The 20,173-nt window shown below is 53.4% G+C and carries 20 protein-coding genes and 1 riboswitch; of the genes, 8 read left to right on the top strand and 12 right to left on the bottom strand.

The features are described from left to right. Positions 1-359 precede the first annotated feature (359 nt). Complete coding sequence (uvrB, locus tag AC5JPW_RS07085) at positions 360-2,381, top strand: excinuclease ABC subunit UvrB (protein ID WP_494239193.1); 2,022 nt, start codon at positions 360-362, stop codon at positions 2,379-2,381. A 191-nt stretch (positions 2,382-2,572) separates the two neighbouring features. On the opposite strand, the gene pmrB is transcribed toward uvrB, so the two are convergent. From pmrB to yvcK, 4 genes are all read right to left on the bottom strand, one after another. Next, the gene (pmrB, locus tag AC5JPW_RS07080; protein WP_494241155.1) at positions 2,573-3,643 is read right to left on the bottom strand and encodes a two-component system sensor histidine kinase PmrB; all 1,071 of its coding nucleotides are present in this window, start codon (positions 3,641-3,643) and stop codon (positions 2,573-2,575) included. A 2-nt stretch (positions 3,644-3,645) separates the two neighbouring features. Then, positions 3,646-4,326, bottom strand: coding sequence for a two-component system response regulator PmrA (gene pmrA, locus AC5JPW_RS07075; RefSeq protein ID WP_494239192.1), 681 nt, complete (start codon positions 4,324-4,326; stop codon positions 3,646-3,648). Beyond that, entirely contained in the window at positions 4,323-5,966 is a 1,644-nt protein-coding gene (gene eptA / locus AC5JPW_RS07070) for a phosphoethanolamine transferase EptA (RefSeq protein WP_494239190.1), read from the bottom strand. Before eptA ends, pmrA begins: the two co-directional genes overlap by 4 nt. A 109-nt stretch (positions 5,967-6,075) precedes the next feature. Next, positions 6,076-6,984: a uridine diphosphate-N-acetylglucosamine-binding protein YvcK gene (yvcK, locus tag AC5JPW_RS07065; RefSeq protein ID WP_494239188.1), complete on the bottom strand. Its 909-nt coding sequence runs from the start codon at positions 6,982-6,984 to the stop codon at positions 6,076-6,078. Positions 6,985-7,209: 225 nt separating this feature from the next. After that, positions 7,210-7,355: riboswitch (molybdenum cofactor riboswitch) on the top strand. Here yvcK and moaA point away from each other — a divergent pair. The 6 genes from moaA (at position 7,343) to AC5JPW_RS07035 (ending at position 10,814) form a co-directional block, all read left to right on the top strand. Further along, a complete protein-coding gene (moaA, locus tag AC5JPW_RS07060) occupies positions 7,343-8,332 on the top strand; it encodes a GTP 3',8-cyclase MoaA (RefSeq protein WP_494239187.1) in 990 nt (329 codons plus the stop codon). Its footprint overlaps the riboswitch before it by 13 nt. 20 nt (positions 8,333-8,352) lie before the next feature. Then, the gene (gene moaB / locus AC5JPW_RS07055) at positions 8,353-8,865 is read left to right on the top strand and encodes a molybdenum cofactor biosynthesis protein B (RefSeq protein ID WP_494239185.1); all 513 of its coding nucleotides are present in this window, start codon (positions 8,353-8,355) and stop codon (positions 8,863-8,865) included. Positions 8,866-8,868: 3 nt separating this feature from the next. Next, a complete protein-coding gene (gene moaC / locus AC5JPW_RS07050) occupies positions 8,869-9,354 on the top strand; it encodes a cyclic pyranopterin monophosphate synthase MoaC (protein ID WP_494239184.1) in 486 nt (161 codons plus the stop codon). Further along, entirely contained in the window at positions 9,347-9,592 is a 246-nt protein-coding gene (moaD, locus tag AC5JPW_RS07045) for a molybdopterin synthase sulfur carrier subunit (RefSeq protein ID WP_494239182.1), read from the top strand. The genes moaC and moaD overlap by 8 nt, the downstream gene beginning before the upstream one ends. Before the next feature lie 2 nt (positions 9,593-9,594). Continuing rightward, complete coding sequence (gene moaE, locus AC5JPW_RS07040; RefSeq protein WP_494239181.1) at positions 9,595-10,047, top strand: molybdopterin synthase catalytic subunit MoaE; 453 nt, start codon at positions 9,595-9,597, stop codon at positions 10,045-10,047. A gap of 59 nt (positions 10,048-10,106) precedes the next feature. Beyond that, complete coding sequence (locus AC5JPW_RS07035; protein ID WP_494239179.1) at positions 10,107-10,814, top strand: Bax inhibitor-1/YccA family protein; 708 nt, start codon at positions 10,107-10,109, stop codon at positions 10,812-10,814. Between the two features lie 44 nt (positions 10,815-10,858). Here the strand turns inward: AC5JPW_RS07035 and AC5JPW_RS07030 are convergent, their stop codons facing one another. From AC5JPW_RS07030 to AC5JPW_RS07020, 3 genes are read right to left on the bottom strand one after another with little or no spacing between them, the layout of a single operon-like run. Continuing rightward, a complete protein-coding gene (locus tag AC5JPW_RS07030; protein ID WP_494239178.1) occupies positions 10,859-11,821 on the bottom strand; it encodes a lysylphosphatidylglycerol synthase domain-containing protein in 963 nt (320 codons plus the stop codon). Beyond that, on the bottom strand, positions 11,818-13,065 hold the full coding sequence (clsB, locus tag AC5JPW_RS07025; protein WP_494239177.1) for a cardiolipin synthase ClsB: 1,248 nt from the start codon (positions 13,063-13,065) through the stop codon (positions 11,818-11,820). The genes AC5JPW_RS07030 and clsB overlap by 4 nt, the downstream gene beginning before the upstream one ends. Beyond that, entirely contained in the window at positions 13,062-13,823 is a 762-nt protein-coding gene (locus tag AC5JPW_RS07020) for an endonuclease/exonuclease/phosphatase family protein (RefSeq protein WP_494239176.1), read from the bottom strand. Before AC5JPW_RS07020 ends, clsB begins: the two co-directional genes overlap by 4 nt. Positions 13,824-13,955: 132 nt before the next feature. Here AC5JPW_RS07020 and AC5JPW_RS07015 point away from each other — a divergent pair, with 132 nt between their 5' ends. Continuing rightward, entirely contained in the window at positions 13,956-14,366 is a 411-nt protein-coding gene (locus AC5JPW_RS07015; RefSeq protein ID WP_494239174.1) for a YbhQ family protein, read from the top strand. On the opposite strand, the gene AC5JPW_RS07010 is transcribed toward AC5JPW_RS07015, so the two are convergent. The 5 genes from AC5JPW_RS07010 to cecR are packed head-to-tail and all read right to left on the bottom strand — an operon-like array spanning position 14,328 to position 19,975. After that, complete coding sequence (locus AC5JPW_RS07010) at positions 14,328-15,434, bottom strand: ABC transporter permease (RefSeq protein ID WP_494239172.1); 1,107 nt, start codon at positions 15,432-15,434, stop codon at positions 14,328-14,330. The two genes, AC5JPW_RS07015 and AC5JPW_RS07010, sit on opposite strands and share 39 nt — an antisense overlap. Positions 15,435-15,444: 10 nt before the next feature. Beyond that, positions 15,445-16,578, bottom strand: coding sequence for an ABC transporter permease (locus tag AC5JPW_RS07005; protein ID WP_494239170.1), 1,134 nt, complete (start codon positions 16,576-16,578; stop codon positions 15,445-15,447). Beyond that, entirely contained in the window at positions 16,568-18,307 is a 1,740-nt protein-coding gene (locus AC5JPW_RS07000) for an ATP-binding cassette domain-containing protein (RefSeq protein WP_494239169.1), read from the bottom strand. The genes AC5JPW_RS07005 and AC5JPW_RS07000 overlap by 11 nt, the downstream gene beginning before the upstream one ends. Beyond that, a complete protein-coding gene (gene hlyD, locus AC5JPW_RS06995; RefSeq protein ID WP_494239167.1) occupies positions 18,300-19,295 on the bottom strand; it encodes a secretion protein HlyD in 996 nt (331 codons plus the stop codon). Before hlyD ends, AC5JPW_RS07000 begins: the two co-directional genes overlap by 8 nt. Further along, a complete protein-coding gene (gene cecR, locus AC5JPW_RS06990) occupies positions 19,295-19,975 on the bottom strand; it encodes a transcriptional regulator CecR (RefSeq protein ID WP_494239165.1) in 681 nt (226 codons plus the stop codon). The genes hlyD and cecR overlap by 1 nt, the downstream gene beginning before the upstream one ends. Positions 19,976-20,173 lie beyond the last annotated feature (198 nt).

Below are 20,173 nucleotides of genomic sequence, written 5' to 3'. Positions count from 1 at the left end.
AAACACGCGGCTTGCGCATGAATTGATGCGAAAGGCGGCTTTTATAAAATAATCTTTATTTTCAAATAATTAAATAAAAGCAATGGTTGTAAGAAAAGTGTCACCCACTGCCACAAAACTTTCATTACATCTCTTGACAAGTGTTAAAAAACGAAATGTTCTGGGGATAACCCATTTCGACAGGTGTTTTATTCCGCCCTGGCGCATTTTGACGGTGAGCAGGTGATGTCGACCCTCGTGCTAGTACAGATTCATGATATCGCCACTGTTTTTTCATCCAGTATTAATGACTGGCAATTCTCGTCGCGGTGAGTAAAATTACTTTCCTGCCCGCTCATTCCTTCATCAGGTAGCTGTCCATGAGTAAATCGTTAAAACTGCATTCTGCTTTTCGCCCTTCTGGCGATCAGCCTGAGGCTATTCGTCGCCTGAAAGAGGGCCTTGAAGATGGGCTCGCGCATCAGACGCTGCTGGGCGTTACCGGTTCAGGTAAAACGTTCACCGTGGCCAATGTTATTGCAGATTTGCAGCGCCCGACGATGGTGCTGGCACCCAATAAAACCCTGGCTGCCCAGCTGTATGGCGAAATGAAAGAGTTTTTCCCGGAAAATGCGGTGGAGTACTTTGTTTCGTATTACGACTACTATCAGCCGGAAGCCTATGTGCCGAGCTCAGACACCTTTATCGAAAAAGATGCCTCGGTAAATGAGCACATAGAACAGATGCGTCTGTCGGCGACCAAAGCCTTGCTTGAGCGCCGGGATGTCATTGTGGTGGCATCTGTATCGGCGATTTATGGTCTGGGTGACCCTGATTTGTATCTGAAGATGATGCTGCACCTGACGAACGGGATGATCATCGATCAACGTGCCATTCTACGCCGCCTGGCAGAACTGCAATACACCCGTAACGATCAGGCCTTCCAGCGCGGTACCTTCCGCGTACGCGGAGAGGTAATCGATATCTTCCCGGCGGAATCTGACGATATTGCCCTTCGCGTGGAGCTGTTTGATGAAGAGGTAGAGCGGTTGTCGCTGTTTGATCCGTTAACCGGACATGTGGAATCCGTTATTCCGCGCTTTACCGTCTATCCCAAAACGCACTACGTCACCCCGCGTGAGCGTATTGTGCAGGCAATGGAAGAGATTAAAGATGAGCTGGCGGTTCGCCGTAAGTCGCTTATGGACAACAACAAACTGCTTGAAGAGCAGCGTTTGACCCAGCGTACCCAGTTTGATCTTGAGATGATGAACGAGCTGGGCTATTGCTCGGGCATTGAAAACTACTCGCGCTATCTGTCCGGGCGCGGCCCTGGTGAGCCACCACCGACATTGTTTGATTACCTGCCTGCCGACGGCCTGCTGGTGATTGATGAATCCCACGTCACTATTCCGCAAATTGGCGGCATGTTCAAAGGCGACAGGGCGCGTAAAGAGACGCTCGTGGAGTACGGCTTCCGTTTACCGTCAGCCCTTGATAACCGCCCGCTGCGATTTGAAGAGTTCGAAGCGCTGGCTCCGCAGACTATCTACGTTTCTGCGACGCCGGGTAATTATGAACTGGAAAAATCAGGTGATGAAGTTATTGACCAGGTCGTGCGACCTACCGGCTTGCTCGACCCGATTATTGAGGTGCGCCCGGTGGCGACCCAGGTTGACGATTTGCTTTCCGAAATTCGCAAACGCTCAGCCATTAACGAACGGGTGTTGGTCACAACGCTGACCAAGCGCATGGCAGAGGACTTGACCGAGTATCTTGAAGAGCATGGCGAGAAGGTGCGTTATCTCCACTCGGATATTGATACCGTGGAACGTATGGAAATTATCCGCGATTTGCGCCTTGGGGAATTCGACGTGCTTGTCGGCATTAACTTGCTGCGTGAAGGTCTGGATATGCCGGAAGTGTCGCTGGTGGCGATTCTGGACGCTGATAAAGAGGGCTTCCTGCGCTCCGAGCGCTCACTGATTCAGACCATTGGCCGTGCGGCGCGTAACATTAACGGCAAGGCGATTCTTTACGGCGATAAAATCACGCCATCCATGGCTCGTGCTATTGGCGAAACTGAACGTCGTCGTGAGAAACAACAGAAGTACAACGAAGATAACGGCATTACGCCGCAGGGCCTGAATAAGAAAGTGGTGGATATCCTGAGCCTCGGGGAAAACCTGGCGAAAACCAAAGCCAAAGGGCGAGGTAAGTCGCGGACACCAGCGCAGGCCGAAGCAGTGGAAATGGCGTTGACGCCAAAAGCGTTGCAGCAAAAAATTCACGAGCTCGAAGGGCAGATGATGCAACACGCGCAGAATCTCGAATTTGAGGAAGCCGCGCAATGTCGTGACAAGCTGCATCAACTGCGGGAACTGTTTATTACCGTCTCATGATATGAGGCCCGTCACGATTCCGTGAGCGGGCCTTAATGTTTGCTTAAGGTAGTTCCGATAATCTCCGTAGCAAAATTCAGGAGATTTCGAAATGCAAAAAGAAAATCTGTATCAATACCTGGCTGTTGCACTCTCAATGGCGATTATTATTGCTTTTAGCCACGCCTGGATCCTGAGCTACTGAGCACGATTTAACGCACAACTGGTTTGAATTTAACCCATGCCCGTACGCCAGGTGTGGGTTTTTTATTGTGTAAAAAGAATTGAGCATCATGCAGTTGGGCAATACGGGTGACAATACTGAGCCCCAGACCTGCACCACCATAACGGCTGTCCATGCGGACAAACGCCTTGCTCAGTTCACCACTGCGCGACTCATCAATGCCCGGGCCTTCATCTTCGACCGCCAGTATCGGGAAATCATCACCTTCAATGCAGATACGAATCGTGGATCCCTCAGGGCTGTAGCGGTGCGCATTCTCTACCAGATTTCTCACCAGCACGCGCAGTAACGTAGCATCCCCGGCTACCGCCACGTCCTGGTTGCTTTCAGGCAGGAGTAGAACCTGTTCTCTTTCCGCCAGCATGGCATCCAACTGGCCCCAGACCGGCAGGACCACATCCGCCATTAGCATCACTTGCTGATAGCTTCCCGCAGAGAAGGATTGCCCCACACGAGCCAGTTGAAGCAACTGCGCAATGTTTTCAGTCATTTGATCGAGTCGCTGAATCAGCGGCGCAACGTTCAGGTCGTGCGTTTTTGACATTAATTCGAGGTGCAAGCGCAAGCCTGCGAGGGGGGTACGTAATTCGTGAGCCACATCTGCCGTAAAAAGCCTTTCACGGTCGAGTGTCAATGTCAGGCGCCCCACCAGTTGGTTGATGGCTGATTCAACGGCCTGGACTTCCTGCACCGAGTTGTTCAGGGCGATAGGTTCAAGGTTATCGGGTGTACGGGCGTCAAGTTCTCGCTGCAACTCTGATAACGGACGCAGGATCATTTTAATGGCTTGCAAACAGATCAGCAGTGCCAGGCCGATAATCAACAGACTTGGCACCAGTAAACTGGCGACGGCTTCGTGCACCTCATGCTGAATATGCTTGTGGTTGTTGTGATTATGAACCGCACTTTCCACCAACAGCTGGATCTGCTCTTTGCTTTCATGCCAGAGCCAGAAAACACTGACGAGCTGACACAATACCAGAATCACGCCGATGGTCAGGACCAGTCGGCGGCGCATCGTCCAGCCTTTGACATTCATGTTCACCCTACCTGATCCTGTCTTTCTGCACTGACCAGCATATAGCCATAGCCCCGAACGGTGCGGATACGTGTTTTACCAATTTTGTCGCGCAAGTTATGGATATGCACTTCTAATGTGTTGGTGGCTGGCTCGTTGTCCCAGCTATAGATATCGTTGTAGAGAATTTCACGATGCACCGGGCTGCCAGCTTTCAGCATCAGACGTGAGAGCAGGGCGTACTCTTTCGGCGTGAGCTCGACCTGGATACCGTCACGCCAGACCTGGCGCCGGGTCACATTTAGCGTCAGATCACCGTTGATAATCTCATTGTCGCCCTGATTGTTATGTCTGCGCAGTAATGCCCGAATTCGCGCGTTGAGTTCTTCCAGCGCAAAAGGTTTGATCAGGTAATCGTCGGCCCCGGTATCGAGGCCTGCAATACGGTCTCCAAGCGTGTCACGGGCAGTAAGGATCAGCACTGGCAGGCTGTATTTTTCCCGGCGCACGCGCTGTAAAAAGTGCAGGCCGTCTTCATCGGGCAGACCCAAATCCAGCACCATCAGGCTATAATGACCGGTCGCCAGGCTTAACCCGGCTTCATGTGCAGTTGAGACACCGTCGCACACATAACCTTCGCTTTGCATCGCCAGCATCAGCCCCTGAAGCAGCAGTGCATCATCTTCTACGACCAAAATTTTCATTTTGCTTCCCCACGGCAGGTGGTCAAAAGGTCATCTTGCGCACGATATTCCTTCGTCTCAACCCCGGTTAATCCCAGCATGGTCGAGAAAAGATTATCCTGCGATACATTTTTCTGCTGCGCTTCTTTTTGCAGGCACGGATAATCTATGCCATAGCGTTTCTGGTAATCGTCAGAGAGCCAAACCAGCATCGGCACATGTTTTTGGGTTTCCGGAGCAATGGAATAGGGTAATCCATGTAAATAGACACCATTTTCGCCCAGCGATTCGCCATGATCGGAAAGGTAGACCAGGCTGGTCGTAAATTTATCCTGCTTACTTTGCAGTAATTTAATCGTCTTATCGACAATATAATCCACATATAGAATTGTATTATCGTAGGTATTGACCAGTTGCTCTTGAGAACAGGTTTGAATCTGGTTTGTGTCGCAGGTCGGCGTAAATTTACGGAACGCTGGCGGGTAACGGTTAAAATAGGTCGGGCCATGACTGCCAATGGTGTGCAATACGATAACGCCGTCCTGCTGCAAGTTATTGATGTAATCATCAAGCTGGTGGAATAACACCTCATCCACACATTCCCCATCGATACACTGACCCGGCAGATTTAACTTTGTTATATCCTGGTGAGGCACGCGGTCGCAGGCTCCTTTACATCCACCGTCGTTGTCATTCCACAGCACCTGAAGTCCGGCGCGTTGAATAATATCCAGCAAGCCTTCCTGATGAGAGGCCAGAGCATCATCGTAATGTGCTCGTGACATGCCAGAGAACATACAAGGAACAGAAACCGCCGTGGCGGTACCGCAGGAGGCGGTGTTCGGGAAATAAGCCACGTTATCCTGTTTTAATAGCGGATTCGTTTCGCGGGAATAACCGCCCAGGGAGAAATTCTCTGCGCGTGACGTTTCGCCCAACACCAATATTGTCAGGTTTTTACGTGGGCCCTGCTGCATCTGCGGGCGCTGTTTTGCATCTTCACCGATGCGCACCAGCGGTTGGTTCGCAAGGCTGTAATGACTATACCAGGAGAGCGATGCCGCAATACTGTTAGAGGGGTTCAGTGATTTCACCAGCTCTTTATTGTTGCGGAAGAGCGAGGCGTAATCTTTATAAAACAGCAGTGCGACGATGACGATTAACAGCGCAGAAACCACGACGCTGATAAACCGTGTGGCAAGGCTACGCCAGACGGAAACTGCCGGTTTCACTTTTACCCACCAGGCGATGGCAATCATTAAAGCCGCAGAGAAGAACAGCACAATCACCATTCTGACGGAGAGTAAGGCGAAACTCTCGGCCGGCGTGGTATCGACAATATTGGTTATCATTGAGCGGTCAATAATCACGCCAAAGCTGATGATGAAATATTGTGCCGCGGCGCTGACCAGTACAAAAAGGCTGATGACCAGCCGATCAAGGCGGAAAAACGACGCCAGCGTAATCACGATATTCATAACGCTAAACGCTACGACGGGCATCGATAAAAAGACCAGCGCATTATGCAAAGAGTCGACCGGCAATAAGGTAAAAGCCTGGCGATAAAAAGCGATGTTTAATACCAGCGCAATATAGAGCGCGAAAAAGATAATAAAGTTCAGGCGGCTAAACACCGGCCGACGCAACGAAAACTTAGGCATGACAGAGATCCTGACTGAAACAATACTGTCATGTTAGTTCAGTTTCTTTAAGACAACCTTAAGAAATTAAGGATGGGAGAAAAGCGGGATTGCCAGACCCGCTTTTGTACTAACCGAGGGTTTGCACAGCTTTTTCCAGTGCCATGCGCAACAGGTGGCGGTCATGACGGTAGGGGATATCGCTGGCTTCCAGTACTTCCTGAATGACCACCCGATCGCTGACGGCAGAGACATCTACTTTGGGCCCTACCACGACGGCATCAATAATGAGTTTGCCGACGTACTGCTCCATAATATTGAGCTTGTCTTTTAGCGTCAGGCTGGCGGCCGCCACGCTCAACTCTTTGCCCAGATTACCGATATAGACCACCGGGGCCGGGGTGCGTCTGAGCGCTTGCGAAAGATCCTCCAGCAGAAGTAAAGGCAGCAAACTGGTGTAGAAACTGCCCGGTCCAATCAAAATCAAATCGGCTTCTGCAATGGCCTGAACGGCTTCCCGAGTGGCGTGGACCTTTGGAAATAGCATCAACTCTTTGACCGGCGATTCAAGTTGGTCGATGTCCACTTCGCCATAAACTAAATTGCCTTCGATGTCCGTTGCCATTAAATCAACAGGTTGCTCGGACATCGGGATCAGGAACGCATCCACTTTCAATAAATTTCGAATGATATTGATGGCTTCCAGCGGCCGCACGCTCAGGTGATCCAGCGCCTTTAACATCAAGTTTCCGAGGTTATGACCTGAAAGTTCACCATTACCGCTAAAACGGTACTCAAACATGGCCGAAGCAACGCTGGGTTCAGCAATTAACTGATTTAAACAGTTGCGCATGTCGCCCCAGGCAATCCCGCCTTCTGAGCGACGAATTCGCCCGGTGGAACCACCGTTATCCGTGGTGGTAACAATGCCGGTCAATCTTGAACCTAATGATGACAATGAAGACATCACGCGACCAAGGCCATGGCCGCCGCCGAGTGCGACAACCCGGTCGAGATCGGCAAGAGTGCGATTACGCATAGAAATCCTTGAGATAAAATTACCCTGTAACGTTAGCGTAAATACCACCAAATGACGATGCAGTGCAGGGTGGAAAATGACGCATATCAAAGCAAAAACATGATTTTCACGTACTCTATAACAAAAATACACGATTAACTCGTTATATATGTGTTTATATAACGATAATCATGATGGCGAAGGGAAAAAGTTCGCGCTACTATCGCCGTAACGCTACTTAGCGTTGCATACAACATACACTCTAGCCTCTATGCCTAAGTCTGACGATACGGCATTTTGGCCGTGGCGATGCCGGAAGGTGTCAGCCGCCAGGGTGCAGGAAGAAATGACTGCATCTCCCGTATTTGGAAAGGTGTACATGACCACACAACTGACTGACACGTTCGCGCGTAAGTTCTTTTATTTACGTCTGTCGATCACTGATGTGTGCAATTTTCGTTGCACATATTGCCTGCCGAACGGCTACAAGCCTGGTGGCGTCACGAATAACGGTTTTCTCAGCCTTGAGGAAATCCGCCGCGTTACGCGTGCGTTTTCTGCTATGGGTACGGAGAAGGTCCGTTTGACCGGCGGCGAACCGTCGTTGCGCCGTGACTTCACCGATATCATCGCTGCCGTGCGTGAAAACCAAAACATCCGCCAGATTGCAGTGACCACCAACGGTTATCGCCTGGCTCGGGACGTTGCAAACTGGCGCGATGCCGGTCTGACGGCGCTTAACGTCAGCGTCGACAGCCTTGATGCGCGCCAGTTTCATGCCATTACCGGGCAAGACAAATTTCGGCAGGTAATGGACGGCATTGATGCTGCTTTTGCGGCGGGCTTCGAAAAGGTCAAAGTCAACACCGTGCTGATGCGTGATGTGAACCATCACCAGCTCGACACCTTTCTTCAGTGGATCCAACCACGCCGCATTCAACTGCGTTTTATCGAACTCATGGAGACGGGCGAGGGCAGCGAACTGTTCCGCAAACATCACCTCTCCGGCATGGTCCTGCGCGATGAACTCCTGCGCCGTGGCTGGATTCGCCAGCTTAGTCAGCGCAGCGATGGCCCCGCGCAGGTGTTCTGCCACCCCGATTACGCCGGGGAGATTGGCCTCATCATGCCCTATGAGAAAGATTTTTGTGCCAGCTGTAATCGCCTTCGCGTCTCATCAACGGGCAAGTTACACCTGTGTCTGTTTGGCGATGGCGGCGTTAATCTGCGTGACTTGTTACAGGAAGACCTGCAGCAAGAGGCGCTGGAAATGCGCATCACCGAAGCACTGGCGCACAAAAAACAGACCCATTTTCTGCATCAGGGTCATACCGGTATTACGCAAAACCTTTCTTACATTGGCGGATAATCGTCACAAGGAGATATTGAATGAGTCAGGTCAGCGCGGAGTTTGTTGCAACCCGTATCGCTATTCTTACCGTGTCCAGCCGTCGTGGCGAAGAAGACGACACATCTGGCCACTGGCTGCGTGATGCAGCCCAGGACACCGGTCACCATGTGGTCGCGAAAGCGATAGTCAAAGAGAATCGTTATGCCATTCGCGCTCAGGTATCAGCATGGATTGCAAGTGACGATGTACAGGTGGTGCTGGTGAATGGCGGCACCGGTTTTACCGACGGCGATCAGGCCCCGGAAGCCCTGCTGCCGCTCTTCGATCGTGAAATTGAAGGCTTTGGCGAAGTGTTCCGCATGCTCTCGTTTGAAGAGATTGGCACCTCGACGCTGCAGTCCCGTGCCCTGGCAGGTGTGGCGAATAAAACATTGATTTTCGCGATGCCGGGCTCACCAAAAGCCTGTCGTACCGCCTGGGAAAACATCATCGCGCCGCAGTTGGATGCCCGTACGCGTCCCTGTAATTTCCACTCCCATATTAAGCCCTGAAAGATGACGCAACTGACTCACATTAACGCAGATGGCGAAGCACACATGGTTGATGTTTCGGCCAAAGCGGAAACCGTGCGCGAAGCTCGCGCCGAAGCCTTTGTCACCATGCTCCCTGAAACGCTGGCGATGATCATTAACGGTAGCCACCACAAAGGTGATGTCTTTGCCACTGCACGTATCGCCGGGATTCAGGCGGCAAAACGGACGTGGGATCTGATTCCTCTTTGCCATCCATTGCTGCTCAGCAAAGTGGAAGTGCAATTGGAGGCTCAGTCTGAGCATAGCCGTGTGCGTATTGAGTCAGTCTGCCGTCTGAGTGGCAAAACTGGGGTGGAGATGGAAGCCCTGACCGCCGCATCTGTTGCGGCGCTCACCATTTACGATATGTGCAAAGCGGTCCAGAAGGACATGGTCATTGGCCCGGTACGATTACTGGCAAAAAGCGGCGGTAAATCCGGCGATTTCAAGGTTGAGAGCAATGATTAACATACTTTTTTTCGCGCAGGTGCGTGAACTGATCGGCTGTGACCGATTAACGCTTGAGAGCGAGTTTTCCTCCGTCGAAGCTATTCGCGCTCATCTGGCACAACGCAGCGACCGTTGGGCGCTGGCGCTGGAAGAGGGCAAGCTATTAGCTGCGGTTAATCAAACCCTGGTGAGTTTTGACAATCCGGTAGTGGATGGCGACGAAGTGGCGTTTTTCCCACCGGTGACCGGAGGCTGAAAATGACACTGACACGCATTCTGGTCGGCACTGCGCCGTTTAACGTCGGGGATGAGTACACCTGGCTGGCACAGCGGGATGAAGACGGTGCGGTGGTGACCTTTACCGGTAAGGTGCGCAACCACAACCTGGGCACCAGCGTGAGTGCGTTGACGCTTGAGCACTACCCAGGCATGACTGAAAAATCCCTTGAGGAAATCGTTGATGAAGCGCGCACGCGCTGGCCTCTCGGGCGGGTGACCGTGATCCACCGTGTAGGTGAACTTTGGCCTGGTGACGACATCGTCTTTGTGGGTGTCACCAGCGCACATCGCAGCAGCGCCTTTGACGCCGGGCAGTTCATCATGGATCAGTTAAAAACCCGAGCCCCCTTCTGGAAACGTGAAGCAACAGAACAGGGAGAACGCTGGGTGGCAGCCCGAGACAGCGACAAACAGGCGGCTCAGCGCTGGTAACGTTTTACCCCGGATGTGTTAGGATTAAAGCAAGTTTTCCCATTAATCAGGAGCGATTTATGGACCGATTTCCGAAATCCGATTCGATAGTTTCATCCGCCCGTACGGGTCTACAAACCTACATGGCGCAGGTCTATGGCTGGATGACCTGCGGCCTGTTGCTGACCGCGTTTGTTGCCGGCTATGCCGCCAGCAATGAAAACGTCATGGCCTTTGTTTTCTCCAGCAAAATCACCTTCTTTGGTCTGATCATCGCCCAACTGGGGTTGGTTTTCGTGCTGTCAGGCATGATTCAACGACTCAGTGCCGGTGTGGCCACCACGCTGTTCATGCTCTACTCCGCGCTGACGGGGCTGACACTTTCCAGCATCCTGTTCATCTACACCGCAGAGTCTATTGCTGCAACCTTTGTGGTCACTGCCGGTATGTTCGGTGCCATGAGCCTCTACGGCTACACGACCAAACGCGACCTCAGTGGCTTTGGCAACATGCTGTTTATGGCGCTGATTGGAATTATTCTGGCGTCGCTGGTTAACTTCTGGCTGAAAAGCGAAGCGCTGATGTGGGCAGTAACTTACATTGGGGTGATTGTTTTCGTCGGCCTGACGGCCTATGACACGCAGAAGCTGAAAAACATTGGCTCGCAGCTCGATGTGCGTGATGCATCTACGTTGCGTAAGTACTCGATTTTAGGCGCGTTAACGCTCTATCTGGACTTTATCAACCTGTTCCTGATGCTGCTGCGTATCTTCGGTAACCGCCGTTAATGCTGTTCTGCCGGATGGGGCTCTGATCACCATCCGGCATGTCTTCATTTCGCCATCGCCTTCTCGTTTTTTGCTCGCAGCTTTTTGGCCCGACTTTCAAGCCCCAGGTAGGCAATCAGCGCCAGCAGCAACGGAATAAAGTAGTAGAGCACGCGGTAGGCCAACAGGGCGGCGATAATCACCCCTTGCGACGTGTGCTCCCCAGCAAGCAGTGCCAGAAAAACAGCTTCCAGCACCCCGATCCCCGCCGGAATATGCACGATTACTCCCGCGATACTGCTCACCAGCAATACTCCCAGCACGAAGAAGAAGTTGGCCTGCTGCCCTAATAACAGCCAGATGATGATGCCCATGGCTATCCAGTTGGCGCTGGAAATCGCCATCTGGGCGAGGGCGAATTTCCATGACGGAATGACCAGCTTTTGTCCTTTCACAGTGAAATGACGGCGTTTGGCAAAGCCGCAGGCCCACAGGTAAAAGCCGATAAACAGCAGTAATACCACGCCGATAATACGTAAGGTTGTGTCGGAGATATACCAGTGCGCCGGGATATCGACCACGCCAAAGGTGAAGATTATCCCGCCAAGTAAAATGTACCCCAGCCAGTTGGTGGTGATGCTGAGCGAGAAAATACGCGTAATCGTGCTGCTCGGCAGGCCCAGGCGCGAATAGAGCCGGTAACGCATACCAATGCCACCCACCCAGGTACTGAGTGTCAGGTTGAAGGCGTAACAGATAAACGACACTAACATGACCTGGCGTTTGGCGAGCTTATGTCCGCAGTAGGCGCGCCCCAGCAGGTCGTAACAACCGTAAATCAGGTAACTCACCACGACCAATGCCGCTGCACCGAGCAGCACGCTACGGTTGTAGTTGCGGATGACTTTGCCGACATCCTCCCAGTCGACTTTTTGCGCGTACAGCACCAGCAGTACGGCGACGGCAATGAAGAACAGCCAGGTGAGGATTCTTTTGATTAACCGCCAGCGCGGATGTGATTTTGTCATCCTGATTTCACCTCGGAATTTTCAGGCGCGAGGCGATCCTGGGTTTCAATTTCGGGCTGGACCGGGGGTTCAACCAGCGCCAGCTTCGGCGTGTGCGCGGGCAGCCAGCCTACCATAGCGGGAAAGTGACGCAGAAAGTGGAACACCACCACTCCTTTTGCCAGATTCCACCAGGTGCGTTTGGGGGCCATGGATTCATCCACGCGCTGGCAATCTGCGGCGATAATGCCGTGCAAATTCTCCCGGAGCGTATGGTTGAATTCTCTGTCGTGAATAATCAGATTGGCTTCAAGATTCAATGACAGGCTCAACGGATCGAGATTGCTTGAACCCACCGTTGCCCAGTGATCGTCCATCAATGCGACCTTGCCGTGCAAAGGGCGGCGGCGATACTCATAAACCTGCACGCCGCCTTTAAGCAGATAGTTGTAAAGCAGCTCCGCGCCCACTTTGACAATCGGCATATCCGGTTCACCCTGCACAATCAGTTTCACACGCACGCCCCGGCGAGCCGCGTTTTTCATGGCATGCAGCAGGCGATAACCCGGGAAGAAGTAGGCATTGGCGATGATCACCTCACGCTTCGCGTTGGCGAGCATTTTCAGGTAGTGACGTTCGATGTCGTCGCGGTGGCTGTCGTTATCGCGCCAGACGAACAGCGCCTGGGCCTCACCTGGTGTGCGGTTGTCCTCTGCCCGATGGCGACGGCGCTGCCACCAGCGTCTGACCTGTGCATTTTCGGGCAGATTTTCCACCTCAAATTGCAAAATGTCTTCCACAACGGGGCCCTCAACACGCACTGCATAATCCTGCTTAGCTTCCGGACCATAGCTGGTGACATGTTCGGCGGAGTAATTGATACCGCCAACAAAGGCGACGGTATTATCGATAACCACGATTTTGCGGTGCATCCGGCGGAAAAGATTGGTTCGCATACCGAACAGACGCGGGCGCGGATCGTAATACCGGAATACCACGCCTGCAGCGGTCAGTTCGTTGACAAACGACTCACTGAGATCCGGCGATCCGTAGCCATCCAGCAGCACCTCAATATCGATACCGCGTCGGGCTGCTTTGAGCAGCACGGCATGCAGTTCGCAACCCACTTCATCTTCAAACCAGATAAAGGTCTCGAGAATGACTCTATGCTTCGCTCGGGCGATAGCCTCATACACCGCTGGATAGTAATTTTCACCGTTCTCCAACAACTGAATACGGTTCCCTTCGCGCCAGCTGCATTTCATAAGTGGATCTCCGCACTGAGTGGGGCGTGGTCAGAAAGATGACGCCAGTTACGCAGTGGCAGTGCGGTTGGGGCACTGGCGCTAGCATTTTTCACATAGATGCGATCGAGACGCAGGAAGGGGAGGCTCACCGGAAAGGTGCGTGCCGGGCGTCCGTGGGCGCGGGTAAAAATCTCGTCCAGCCCGGCCTGGGTTTTAAGCGGATGGTTGGCACGTTGTCGCCAGTCGTTGAAATCACCTGCTACCACCACCGGTTCGTTCTCAGGTAACGAGTTGACCCACTGGGCCAGCATGTTGAGTTGAGCGGTGCGGTGTGCTTCGCGTAAACCAAGATGCACACAAATTACATGCACCGGGCGTTCAATTTCCGGCGGCACGATGCGACAGTAAAGCAATCCACGTTTTTCACTCCCCTCCACCGACACATCGCGATTCTCAAAATATTCGATCGGAAAACGAGATAGCACTGCATTACCGTGGTCACCTTCCGGGTAAACGGCATTGCGCCCGTAGGCATAATCACTCCACATGGTGTCGGCGAGAAATTCGTAATGAGTGGTGTCGGGCCAGTTCTCCACATGCAGCGGGTGCACGGCGTGCGTTCCCATCACTTCCTGCAGGCAGACGATATCGGCGCTCACGGTGCGAACGGCATCACGCAGCTCGGGCAAAATGAAGCGCCGATTAAATGCGGTGAAGCCCTTATGTGTATTAATGGTGAGCACTTTTAATGAAAATTGCCGGGTTAATTGGGTCATTTTTCTCCTGCCAGCGTCACTATCCTCATGAAAATAAATTGTAGTCTCTGTCACAAAAAGAGGCGGGCTTACGGAATTTTCTGTAAATATAAGTACTCTCTGATCAGTTAAACATTCTTCCGGAGAGAGTCCATGAAGTGGCAACAACGTGTTCGTGTCGCAACCGGTCTGAGTTGCTGGCAGATTATGTTGCATTTGCTGATTGTGGCGGTGCTGGTGATGGCCTGGATGAACGCGGCAATGGTGCGTGTAGGACTGGGGCTGTGTGTGGTCTACGCGGTGACGGTGTTGTCGATGTTGTTTTTACAGCGTCACCATGAAGAGCGCTGGCGTGGCATTGGTGATGTTCTGGAAGAGCTGACCACCACCTGGTATTTCGGCGTGGCCATGATCGTACTCTGGCTGCTTTCACGCGTTATGCAAAATAACCTGCTACTGGCGCTGGCCGGGCTGGTTATCCTTGCCGGTCCGGCGCTGGTTTCGCTGCTGGCGAAAGATAAAAAACTACGCGATTTTGCGTCTAAACATGGCGTACGCCGCTGATCCTGTCGTGGCCGTTATCACCAGTAGCGGCCACACGCTTCCCCAGACAATCCCAAAACTCGCATCCTTCAAATAAATCTGCTTGGTAATATCCGTAAAGTGGCGGATTGGGTTCGCCCACGTCAGATCCTGCAACCAGATCGGCATATTCTCAACCGGGGAGACATACCCGGAGAGCAGTATGGCGGGCATCATAAAGACAAATACGCCAATAAATGCCTGCTGCTGTGTTGAGCACAGGGATGAGATCAGCAGGCCAAAGCCCACCAGTGACAGCCCGTAAATCAGCATCGTGAAATAGAACAGCAGCAGCGAACCGGCGAAGGGGATTTTGTAGGCAAGAATACCCACTGCCAGCACGATGGTAGCCTGGAAGGTCGCGACTACCAGCGCAGGCACCGCTTTGCCGACAAAAATCTGCCAGGTCGCCAGTGGAGAAACCAGCAGTTGATCCAGCGTACCCTGTTCGCGCTCGCGGGCCACCGACAACGAAGTGACAATCATCACGCCTATCGTAGTGATCATGGCGATCAGCGACGGCACTACAAACCACTTGTAATCGAGATTGGGGTTATACCAGTTACGGATAACCAGTTCGCTGTTGTTCGGCTTTGTTTTCCCGGTCATTAACTCCTGCTGGTAATCTTTCACGATTTCCTGCAGGTAATTTGCGGCTATCTGCGCGCTGTTGGAGTTGCGTCCGTCGAGAATAAGTTGCATGGCTGCTGGAGTAAAACTGTCGAGCTTACGGGAGAAATCGGCCGGGAAGCGCACCAGCAGTAGCGCTTTTTGTTCGTCAATGGTCGGGCGAATCTCTTGCGGACTGTTCAGGAGTAATACATGGGTGAAGGCTTTGGCGCGTGCGAAGCGCTGAGTCAGTTCGACCGCATGTTTGCCGTTATCTTCGTTATAGACCGCAATGGTCGCGTTGGTGACCTCAAGCGTAGCGGCAAAGGGGAACAGAAACACCTGGATGAGCACCGGCAAAATCAAAATGGCGCGGGTTTGCGGCTCGCGCAGTAACGATTGCAGCTCTTTGCGAATCAATGTCCATAAGCGATGAAACATGACGTTCTCCCTAATCCAGTCGCCGTTTGGTTTTAAGCCAGGTCAGGCCGATGAACATCACCGCCGAGGCGAATAAAAAGAGCACATTGACCACCAGCACCACCGGAATATTCCCCGCCAGAAACAGGCTTTGCAGGGTGTTCACAAAGTAGCGGGCAGGGATGATATAGGTCACTGCCCGGATGATCGCCGGCATGCTGTCTATCTGGAAAATAAACCCGGACAGCATAATCGACGGTAAAAACGCGGCGTTCAGCGCCACCTGAGCGGCATTAAACTGGTTGCGTGTGACGGTCGAAATCAACAGCCCCATTCCCAGCGTACTGAGTAAAAACAGGCTGGTGATAAAGAACAGGACAACCAGCGACCCGCGATAGGGCACGCCGAGAATAAACACCGAGACCAGCATGCACAGCAGCATTGCGAGCATGCCGAGGAAGTAATAGGGGATCAGTTTGCACAGCAGCAGTTCGGTGCGGGTGACTTCAGTGGAGAGCAGCGCTTCCATGGTGCCTCGCTCCCATTCCCGCGCCACCACCAGCGAGGTGAGGATCGCCCCAATCACCGTCATGATGATGGTCACCGCCCCGGGGATAATAAAATGCTGACTGATGGCCGCCGGGTTAAACCAGTAGCGCATCTGCACGTCGATTAAGGGTTCAAATGTCTCGCCGCGATCTTCGGCCCGCTGTTGTTGCCAGAGCTGCCAGATCCCCTGCACATAGCCCTGCACGAAGTTTGCGGTATTCGGTTCGCTGCCGTCGGTTATCACCTGGATAGGGGCGGTTTCCCCCGGTCGTGCCATCTGTTCAGCGAAGTTAACCGGAACCACCACCAGCCCGCGAATGCGTCCGGCCTGCATCAACTGAATAAGCTGCTGGCGATTGTCGCTGACCGTGGCGTCAATGTACGGTGAGCCGGTCAGGGTATGGGCAAAATCGAGCGACTCTTCACTCTGTTGTTCCAGCAAAATCCCGACCCGCAGCTTGCTGGAGTCGAGATTAATACCGTAGCCAAAGATAAACAGCAGCATTAACGGAATCACCACGGCTATCAGCCAGCTACTGGGGTCACGCACTATCTGTCGTGTCTCTTTGACACACAACGCGCGGACGCGGCGCAGGGAGAGGGGGCTATGGCGCATTGTGATGCTCCTTATCCCAGTTATGAATCAGCGTGATGAACGCATGTTCCATGGTCGGATCGGGGTTGTCGGCGTCTGCGGTCTGGGCTTTCAGGTCATCTGGCGTACCGCGTGCGATAAGCTTGCCGCGATAGACCAGCCCGATGCGATCGCAATACTCGGCCTCATCCATAAAGTGAGTGGTCACCATCACCGTTACCCCTTTCTCCACCATGCTGTTGATGTGCAGCCAGAATTCGCGGCGGGTGAGTGGGTCAACGCCGGAAGTGGGCTCATCCAGAAACAGAATGTCCGGTTCATGCATCAGGGCGCAGGCCAGGGCGAGGCGCTGCTTAAAGCCGAGTGGCAGGGCGTCGGTTGCCTGATCGGCAATCGCTTTTAAGCCAAATGCCTCGACCATGCGCGAGATTTTTTCCTGCTGCGCACGACCGCGAAGACCATAGACACCGGAGAAAAACCGCAGGTTCTGTGTGACCGTCAGGTTGCCGTAGAGAGAAAATTTTTGTGCCATGTAGCCCAGATGCTGACGCGCTTTCCCGGAGCTGGTTTTTAAATCCATATCCAGCACCAGCGCTTTACCGGCGGTAGGCACCAGCAGGCCGCACATCATCTTGAAGGTGGTGGATTTCCCCGCGCCGTTAGGGCCAAGCAGGCCAAAAATCTCGCCACGTTTTACAGCAAAATCGACGTTGTCGGTGGCGGCAAAATCGCCAAACTTTTTCGTTAACTGACGGGCTTCAATGACCGTTTCATCCGCATTGCCTTCCACGGTATGCAGAATGGCGCCCAGCGGGGATTGAGTAAAACTGGCGCCGCCCAACAGGTCGATAAAAGCATCTTCGAAACGCGGTGCGGTTTCGTCAACATTCAGTGTGTCGAGTCCGGCCGCTTCGCGCAATGCATCAGGCGTGGCCTCTTTTTTGAGGATCACGCGGACTGATTTGCCCTGAATCATGCCGTCGCTTACCTGTGGCAGCTTCAGCAGCCGTTGCAGCAGCAGGCGGTTATTCTCCTGCGGCGAGCTCGCGAGCAGGCTGCGCCCGGCCATGGTTTGCGTGAGCGCGCGTGGTTCGCCCTGATAAAGCAGCTCACCTTCGTTCATCAGCAGCACGTCGCGGCACTGTTCCGCTTCATCCAGGTACGATGTGCTCCACAAAATCAGCATCCCGTCACCGGCAAGCTGGTGCACCATTTGCCAGAGTTCCCGGCGCGAGATAGGGTCCACACCAACACCAGGCTCATCGAGCAACAGCACTTTTGGCTGACCGACAAGTGTACAGGCCAGCCCCAGTTTCTGCTTCATACCGCCGGAGAGTTTACCCGCCAGCCGCCCGGTAAAGGGGCCGAGGGCGGTAAATTCCAGTAGCCGGTCAAAGGTGGCTTTGCGTTGCTCACCGATAACGCTGCGCAAATCCGCATACAGATTCAGGTTTTCCATCACCGTGAGATCTTCATACAGACCAAATTTTTGTGGCATATAGCCGAGTACAGCGTGTAGCTCGCTGTTGTTGGCGATGGGATCGAAGCCGATCACTTCCGCGCTGCCTGCATCGGGCTTCATCAGCCCGGCCAGCATGCGCATCAGGGTAGTTTTGCCCGCGCCGTCCGGTCCAACGAGCCCGGTGACGTAGCCCGCGTGCACGGTACAATCGAGGTGCGCCACTGCCGGTTTGTCCATTCCGGCAAAGCGTTTCATCAGCCCGTTCAGGCGGATTACCGCATCACTCATCACGGGCTCCGTTGTCAAAACGCACGGTGACCGGCATACCCTGACGCAGCCCTTCATCGGCATCGGTCACGATAATGCGCAGACGGTAGACCAGGTCGGTGCGCAGATCCGGCGTCTCGACGGTTTTTGGTGTGAACTCGGCCGTGGGGGAAACAAAGCCAATTTTGCCGTGATACGGCTTATCAGGACGCCCGTCGACGTAAAGCAGGACCGTTTTGCCAGGCTGTGCCTGATGCAGGCTGACTTCGTTGACGTAAGCGCGTACCCAGACCGGCTTAGTGAGCGATAAGGTCAGCACCGTGCTGCCCGCATTCAACATGCTTCCAGGCTCAACGGCGCGGGTCAACAGGGTGCCATCCGACGGGGCGACAAGCTGGGTATCGTGCAAATCCAGTTGTGCCTGGGCGAGCTGCGCCTGGGCTTGTTCCAGACTCGCTTTTGCCTGAGCAATCTCTTGTGGTCGGTTCCCGGTACGGTACTGGCTGAGTTTATCCTGGGCCGATTTCAGCGTGGCCTGAGCCTGATCGCGTGCAGAACGGGCGTTTTCTAAATCGTTGGCAGAGACGGTGCGGCTTTTCCAGAGCCCTTGCTGGCGCTGGTAGAAGTTCTGCGCATAGTCGAACGCGGCCTGCGCTTGTTTTACCGCTGCCGCGGCCTGCGCTATCTCTTCATCGCGGTAGCCTGCGGTTACGAGGTCATATTTTGCCTGGGCGGTAGAGACATTGGCTTTCGCCTGCAACAGCGCATTTTCGTAGGGAGCCTTATCAATGGTGCCGAGCGGCTGTCCGGCTTTGATAGCATCCCCTTCATCGACCGTCAGCGAGGCCAGTCGCCCGCCAACCCGGAAGCTTAAATTCACGGTGCGGATGTCAACATTGCCGTACAGCGTCAGGTCGTCGCTCTGACGGCTTTGGTACCACATCCAGCCGCCGCCAAGCGCCGCCAGCAGAATGACGATGACTAATACCACCACAACGGGCTTTTTCATCAGGCTTCGCTCCTTGTTAATCCATTAAGAATCAGATCGATATGGCAGGTAATAACCTGGCAAATCAGTTCAGCTTTCTCTTCATCAAACTGCGTCCATCCTGTACGCAGCAAAATGGTTTCACGCCCAAGACGAAAGGCGAGGATCTCCCCGATCAGCGCATGGGTGTGCACAATGGTCTGCGTGTCACTGGCGTCACGACCGGTATAGGCGGCAATCAGTCGGGTCAGGTGGCTGTGCAGCGGGGCGATGACCTGGTCATGGACGAGTTGATAAGCGCGGGTGGGGGAGAGCTGTTCGCGGGAGATAAACTTGCTCAGGTTGAGGGTGTCGTCGTGGGTTAACAACACGATCATGCTACGGCACGCCTGGTGGATAAGATCGCGCATGGCGGTTTTATCCGGCGTTGCGGCGGTGAACAGTGCTTCAGCGGCCTCGGCGTGTGGGCGGAAGTTCTCACCAATAAAGTCGGCAATCCACTGGGCGCAGGCGAGGTACAAATCCTCTTTCGAACCAAAATAGTAGGGAATAGCCGCAATGTTTTGCCCCGCCAGTGCAGCGATATCACGGGTGGTCGCGTGAAGGCCATACTCACCAAACTGCGCGAGTGCAGCGGCAATCAGCTGATTGCGGGCCTGTTCACCTTTACTGGTTGTCGTGTTCATATTTACCAGACGCATAAAGTTAATCAATCGATTGATTAACTTTATGGCTAATTTTTCGTTTTGTCCAGCAAGGGTGCCTGGTTTATTGATGCGGGTGAGGGGGAGAAATATCTCTTCAAAGTTTAGCTCAACAGTATTTTATGCGCTACGTCACAAAAGCTGCTACACTCCGCCGCTTCATGGCATTGTGGTTTTTGTCATCTGTCACATTAT

It is taken from the genome of Phytobacter sp., from assembly GCF_059074235.1.
The sequence above is the reverse complement of the archived record's forward strand: the minus strand, read 5'-3'. Positions and strand labels throughout refer to the sequence as shown.

Bases quoted from the DNA above. Each gene is read 5' to 3' on its own strand.
- uvrB (WP_494239193.1), top strand. From the start codon at position 360: ATGAGTAAATCGTTAAAACTGCATTCTGCTTTTCGCCCTTCTGGCGAT.
- pmrB (WP_494241155.1), bottom strand. From the start codon at position 3,643: ATGAATGTCAAAGGCTGGACGATGCGCCGCCGACTGGTCCTGACCATC.
- pmrA (WP_494239192.1), bottom strand. From the start codon at position 4,326: ATGAAAATTTTGGTCGTAGAAGATGATGCACTGCTGCTTCAGGGGCTG.
- eptA (WP_494239190.1), bottom strand. From the start codon at position 5,966: ATGCCTAAGTTTTCGTTGCGTCGGCCGGTGTTTAGCCGCCTGAACTTT.
- yvcK (WP_494239188.1), bottom strand. From the start codon at position 6,984: ATGCGTAATCGCACTCTTGCCGATCTCGACCGGGTTGTCGCACTCGGC.
- moaA (WP_494239187.1), top strand. From the start codon at position 7,343: ATGACCACACAACTGACTGACACGTTCGCGCGTAAGTTCTTTTATTTA.
- moaB (WP_494239185.1), top strand. From the start codon at position 8,353: ATGAGTCAGGTCAGCGCGGAGTTTGTTGCAACCCGTATCGCTATTCTT.
- moaC (WP_494239184.1), top strand. From the start codon at position 8,869: ATGACGCAACTGACTCACATTAACGCAGATGGCGAAGCACACATGGTT.
- moaD (WP_494239182.1), top strand. From the start codon at position 9,347: ATGATTAACATACTTTTTTTCGCGCAGGTGCGTGAACTGATCGGCTGT.
- moaE (WP_494239181.1), top strand. From the start codon at position 9,595: ATGACACTGACACGCATTCTGGTCGGCACTGCGCCGTTTAACGTCGGG.
- AC5JPW_RS07035 (WP_494239179.1), top strand. From the start codon at position 10,107: ATGGACCGATTTCCGAAATCCGATTCGATAGTTTCATCCGCCCGTACG.
- AC5JPW_RS07030 (WP_494239178.1), bottom strand. From the start codon at position 11,821: ATGACAAAATCACATCCGCGCTGGCGGTTAATCAAAAGAATCCTCACC.
- clsB (WP_494239177.1), bottom strand. From the start codon at position 13,065: ATGAAATGCAGCTGGCGCGAAGGGAACCGTATTCAGTTGTTGGAGAAC.
- AC5JPW_RS07020 (WP_494239176.1), bottom strand. From the start codon at position 13,823: ATGACCCAATTAACCCGGCAATTTTCATTAAAAGTGCTCACCATTAAT.
- AC5JPW_RS07015 (WP_494239174.1), top strand. From the start codon at position 13,956: ATGAAGTGGCAACAACGTGTTCGTGTCGCAACCGGTCTGAGTTGCTGG.
- AC5JPW_RS07010 (WP_494239172.1), bottom strand. From the start codon at position 15,434: ATGTTTCATCGCTTATGGACATTGATTCGCAAAGAGCTGCAATCGTTA.
- AC5JPW_RS07005 (WP_494239170.1), bottom strand. From the start codon at position 16,578: ATGCGCCATAGCCCCCTCTCCCTGCGCCGCGTCCGCGCGTTGTGTGTC.
- AC5JPW_RS07000 (WP_494239169.1), bottom strand. From the start codon at position 18,307: ATGAGTGATGCGGTAATCCGCCTGAACGGGCTGATGAAACGCTTTGCC.
- hlyD (WP_494239167.1), bottom strand. From the start codon at position 19,295: ATGAAAAAGCCCGTTGTGGTGGTATTAGTCATCGTCATTCTGCTGGCG.
- cecR (WP_494239165.1), bottom strand. From the start codon at position 19,975: ATGCGTCTGGTAAATATGAACACGACAACCAGTAAAGGTGAACAGGCC.